5 protein-coding genes and 1 pseudogene are annotated in these 4,647 nt (G+C 58.6%); 1 reads left to right on the top strand and 5 read right to left on the bottom strand.

All coding sequences use genetic code 11. The features are described from left to right. The 5 genes and pseudogenes from GA0061101_RS38340 to GA0061101_RS38320 all read right to left on the bottom strand — a co-directional run. A partial coding sequence (locus GA0061101_RS38340; protein ID WP_141694126.1) for a transposase occupies window positions 1-246 on the bottom strand: 246 nt, incomplete at its 3' end. Between the two features lie 74 nt (window positions 247-320). Then, window positions 321-1,436, bottom strand: a pseudogene (locus tag GA0061101_RS38335) (aldehyde dehydrogenase family protein); the annotation flags it as partial. Between the two features lie 39 nt (window positions 1,437-1,475). Then, window positions 1,476-2,897, bottom strand: a complete 1,422-nt coding sequence (locus GA0061101_RS38330; protein WP_092577796.1) for an NAD(P)(+) transhydrogenase (Re/Si-specific) subunit beta — start codon at window positions 2,895-2,897, stop codon at window positions 1,476-1,478. 1 nt (window position 2,898) lies between these two features. Continuing rightward, a complete protein-coding gene (locus tag GA0061101_RS38325; RefSeq protein ID WP_245297675.1) occupies window positions 2,899-3,210 on the bottom strand; it encodes an NAD(P) transhydrogenase subunit alpha part 2 in 312 nt (103 codons plus the stop codon). Next, the gene (locus tag GA0061101_RS38320) at window positions 3,207-4,370 is read right to left on the bottom strand and encodes an NAD(P) transhydrogenase subunit alpha (protein ID WP_280951460.1); all 1,164 of its coding nucleotides are present in this window, start codon (window positions 4,368-4,370) and stop codon (window positions 3,207-3,209) included. Before GA0061101_RS38320 ends, GA0061101_RS38325 begins: the two co-directional genes overlap by 4 nt. Before the next feature lie 25 nt (window positions 4,371-4,395). Between GA0061101_RS38320 and GA0061101_RS38315 the strand changes: the two genes are divergently transcribed. After that, window positions 4,396-4,647, top strand: a 252-nt coding sequence (locus GA0061101_RS38315) for a transposase (protein ID WP_141694196.1), incomplete at its 3' end; no start/stop codon positions are given.

The raw sequence follows: 4,647 nt of genomic DNA, 5'->3' as shown, positions 1-4,647 counted from the left end.
GACCAAAGCCTCGAACAGGTGACGCCAGACGCCCCGCGCTGACCATCGATGAAACCGGTTGTAGATCGTCGTCGCCGGGCCGTAGCAGGGCGGGCAGTCCTGCCAGCGGCAGCCGGATTTCAACACATGAATGATACCACTGATCACGCGGCGGTCGTCGGTACGATGTGCTCCAGGCTGATTGGTTGGAAGCAGCGGTTCAATCGCTGCCCATTGCTGATCATCAAGCCAGAATTCTCCTGCCATGAGCCAATCTCCTTCAAATATCCAGATTGAATCATACAGTTCAAGCAAAATCAAATGCATGATTGGGTTTGGAACCTAAAGAGCATCGAAACCGGACCGAAGAATTCCCAATAGCGCGCCGGATTGTCTTCTCCGACGTCAGTCAGGATCGTCGGCTGGACGAAGGCGCCGCGATTGGGCACCGGCGGCCCGACTTCCTCGGCTTTGGCTCCAAGCTTGACCGCTTCGCGAATCTTGTCCTTCACCTCGTCGGCCGCACCCTTCGAAGACAATGGCGCCAGCGTGGTCTTCGGATCAAAGGGATCGCCCGCGACTAGACCAGCCACGCCCTTGCGATAGCCATCAAGAAATGCGTCATAGACAGGGTCGACGATGATCATCCGCTTTGACGAAACACAGACCTGACCGCCGTTCCAATGGCGCCCGAACACGGCCCATTTGGTGGTCTTTTCAAGGTCTGCATCAGCCAGCACAACGAAGGCATCCGCACCGCCGAGCTCCATTGTGGACTTTTTAAGCGCTTTGCCAGCCTGAGCCGCAACAACCGCGCCAGCGCTTTCCGAGCCAGTCAGGGCGACACCATGGACCCGGTCGTCGTTGAGGATCAGCTCGATTTGCGAACGCGTTGCGTAGAGGTTCTTGAACGCCCCTTTGGGCAGGCCGGATTCGGCCATCAGTTTCTCGAACGCAGCAGCGCATTGCGGAACGTTCGATGCGTGTTTGAGGAGGAGCGTATTGCCTGCAGCGAGCTGCGGCGCCAAGATACGTGCGATCTGGTAGTATGGGAAGTTCCAAGGTTCGATGGCCAGCAGGACACCGAGCGGTTCGTGAACGAGCACGGCGTCGCCCTCGGCAGGATCCAGAACCGGCAGCTTTTCGGGCTTGAGCAACGCCTCGGCATGGCGGACATAATATTCGAAGATTTTTGCCGACAGCTCGACTTCCGCCTTAGCTTCGGAGAACAGCTTGCCCATTTCAAGCGTCAGCAGCTTAGCATAGGCATCGCTATCACGGCGCAGGATGTCCGCCGCCTTCTGTAGGATCTGTCCACGTTCGGCGAAAGAAGTGTTGCGCCACCCGAGAAACGCCTCATGTGCGCCGACGATTGCCGTACGAACTTCGGCGTCGGTCGCGTCTGGAAAATTGGCGAGTGTCTCGCTGCTGTAGGGATTGATCGTCTGGTAAGCCATTTGTCATTCTCCTTTGAATGTAGATTGCCTTGGGCCACTTCAGGCTGCGGCGGCCAGATCTTTCACGGATTGAACCATTTGGCTGAGCACGGCTTGGGCGTCGCCGTAGACCATCGAGCAGTTGTCTTCGAAGAAGAGCAGGTTCTCGACGCCCGAATAGCCCTTGCCCTGTCCGCGCTTGACCACATAAACTTGATGGGCTTTGTCGGCGTCCAGGATCGGCATCCCATAGATCGGCGAGGATTTATCGGTGCGCGCCGCAGGGTTCACCACGTCATTGGCGCCGATTACCAGGGCGACATCGGTGTTTGGGAAGTCTGCGTTGATGTCATCCATATCGAAGATGATGTCGTAGGGAACGCCTGCTTCTGCGAGCAGCACGTTCATGTGACCTGGCATGCGGCCCGCCACCGGATGGATGGCGAATTTGACCTCGACGCCGGCGGCCAGCAGGATTTTGACGAACTCGTAGAGCTTCTGTTGCGCTTGAGCGACGGCGAGACCGTAGCCAGGGATAATGATGACGCTCGAGGCGTAGCGCATGTTGACCGCCGCGTCGGCCGCGTCGGCGGATTTCATCTGTCCGTGGACTTCGGCCCCGCCAGAAGCAGTTGTGTCCCCAAAGTTGGAAAACAACACGTTTGCCAGCGATCGGTTCATCGCCTTCGCCATAAGCAACGTCAAAAGCGTGCCCGCCGAGCCGACGACCATGCCCGCGATCATCAGGGCGGGGTTTTGCAGCGCGAACCCTTCCAGGCCGACGGCAAGACCGGTGAAGGCATTATAGAGCGAGATGACGACGGGCATGTCGGCCCCGCCGATCGGGAGCGTCATCAACACACCAAAGGCCAGGGCTCCGACAAAGAACAGAACCGCCAGCACGGTGTCCGCTGGAGAGCCATAGAGAAGAATGACGCCCAATCCGACGAGAAGCGTTGCGAGAAAGATCAGGCCGTTTACGAGCCGCTGACCGGAAAAGCGCCACGGTTTTTTGATCCTGCTGTCGAGCTTCGCCCACGCGATGAAAGAGCCCGTCAGGGAAATCGAACCGATCAACGCACCGATGATAGTGACGGCAAGCAGCAACGTGCCTGAGGCTCTTCCACCAGAAAGTTCGACAGCGGCGATCGCGGCTGCAGCCCCGCCACCCATACCGTTATACAATGCGACCATCTGCGGCATGGCAGTCATCTCGACCCTCGCGCCGCGCCACCAAGCCCATCCGCCACCGGCAAGCAGCGCGGCGATCGCAAGACCGAGATTGGTCGTCAGGTGAGACCGGACAGTTCCATCAAGCTCGAAGAGCACCAGGAAGCTCGCGATGACGGCAACGATCATACCGGCACCGGCAGTCATGATGCCCGACAGAGCCGTAACCGGCGAGGCCATCCGCTTCAACCCGAAGATGAAGAGAGCGGCGGCGAAAAGACCGCTCAGGCTGACGAAATGCTGTGCGATCATCCTACTTCTCCTTACCGCCGCTCGACTTGAACATTGAGAGCATCCGGTCGGTCACCACGTAGCCCCCGGAGGCGTTTGCGGCCCCGAGTGCCACGGCGACGAAGCCGACGATCTGGGCGAACAGTGTGGTGGCGTTCAGCAGCGTGTGGAGAGCGCCGACGACCACGATGCCGTGGATGAAGTTCGAACCTGACATCAGTGGCGTGTGCAGGATCGAGGGCACCCGACTGATGACCTCATAGCCGGTGAAGGCTGCCAGCATGAAAATATACAGGGCGATAAGCCACGTCATGGGTGTGTCGAGCGTCATCATGCGACCTCATGGTTTGAGTGAAATGCGGTCTCGATGATCTGGCGAAGCGCTTCGTTTCGGATCTTTCCGTCGTGCGTAGCCACCGTACCGGCGACGACTTCGTCCTCGAAATCGAGATGGATCGCGCCATCCTTGATGAGGAGGTCAAGAAGATTGAGGATGTTTTTTGCATAGAGGTCGCTGGCGTGCTGGGCGAGTGCCGAAGGTACATTGAGCGGGCCAAGGATGGTAACCGCTCCGACATTCACCGTGTCACCGGGCTTGGTCATCTCACAATTGCCGCCGCTTTCCGCCCCGAGATCCACAATCACGGCGCCGGGTTTCATGGCCGCGACTTGGGCTGAAGAAATCAGCTTCGGGGCTGGGCGGCCAGGTACGGAGGCCGTCGTAATGATCATGTCCGCTTCGGCGATATGCCGGGTGAGTGTCTGCTCGACCTTGGCTTTTTCGTCGGCCGTCAGTTCGCGCGCATAACCGCCTTCGCCGCGTGCGTCGACACCGGTATCGACGAATTTGGCACCCAGCGACTCGGCCTGCTCGCGTGTCTCGGGACGGACATCATAGCCTTCCATGATTGCGCCCAGCCGGTGAGCGGTGGCGAGGGCCGAAAGCCCGGCGACGCCAAGTCCCATCACCAGAACCTTCGCGGCCCGTAGCGAACCTACCGCAGTTGTCATCATCGGCAGGATGCGCGGCATGTGAACTGCACCGAGCAGAGGCGCATAATAGCCAGCAAGAGCTGCCTGGCTGGAAAGGACATCCATCGACTGGGCCCTGCTGATGCGCGGGATCTGCTCCATCGCAAAGGCTGTCACCTTTCGGTCCTTGAGGGCTGCAACAGTGTCCAGATTGCTGTTGCCGTAAAGGAGTGAGATCAGCACGCTTCCTGGCTTCATTGCCTTGACTAGATCTGCTGGCGGCGGCTGAACTGCGAGCACGATATCAGCATCGGACACGACGGTTTTCGGGTCGTTTTCGATCCTGGCGTCTCGATAGGCGGTATCGGCAAACGTGGCCGCCAGTCCAGCATTCGCCTCCAGAGTCAGGGCTGCACCCAGCCGCTCGAGACGGGTAGTAAGGGCTGGCACGATTGCTACACGCTTTTCGCCTAGGTCACATACCCATAAAATAGTTTTTGTTTTTAATGGATTGTGATTCACTGCTTCCGTTGATTTGGAGGCAGTGATGGCTCGCTTTGATTTGACGGATTTCGAATGGTCGGTGATTGAACCGCTTCTTCCAACGAAGGTACGCGGCAAGGCGAGGGTTGATGATCGGCGGGTGCTGAATGGTATCTTCTGGCGACTGAGAACGGGTGCGCCCTGGGCGGATATCCCGGCTCGATATGGTCCCTATACCACCTGCGTAAATCGCTTCAACCGGTGGCGCCATGCTGGGCACTGGGAGCGTATTCTCAACGCAATATCAGAAGCTTAC

It is taken from the genome of Martinezella lusitana, assembly GCF_900094565.1.
Classification (GTDB): Bacteria; Pseudomonadota; Alphaproteobacteria; order Rhizobiales; family Rhizobiaceae; genus Rhizobium; species Rhizobium lusitanum.
Note: the sequence above shows the minus strand (reverse complement) of the source record. Positions and strands in the feature narration are given on the sequence as shown.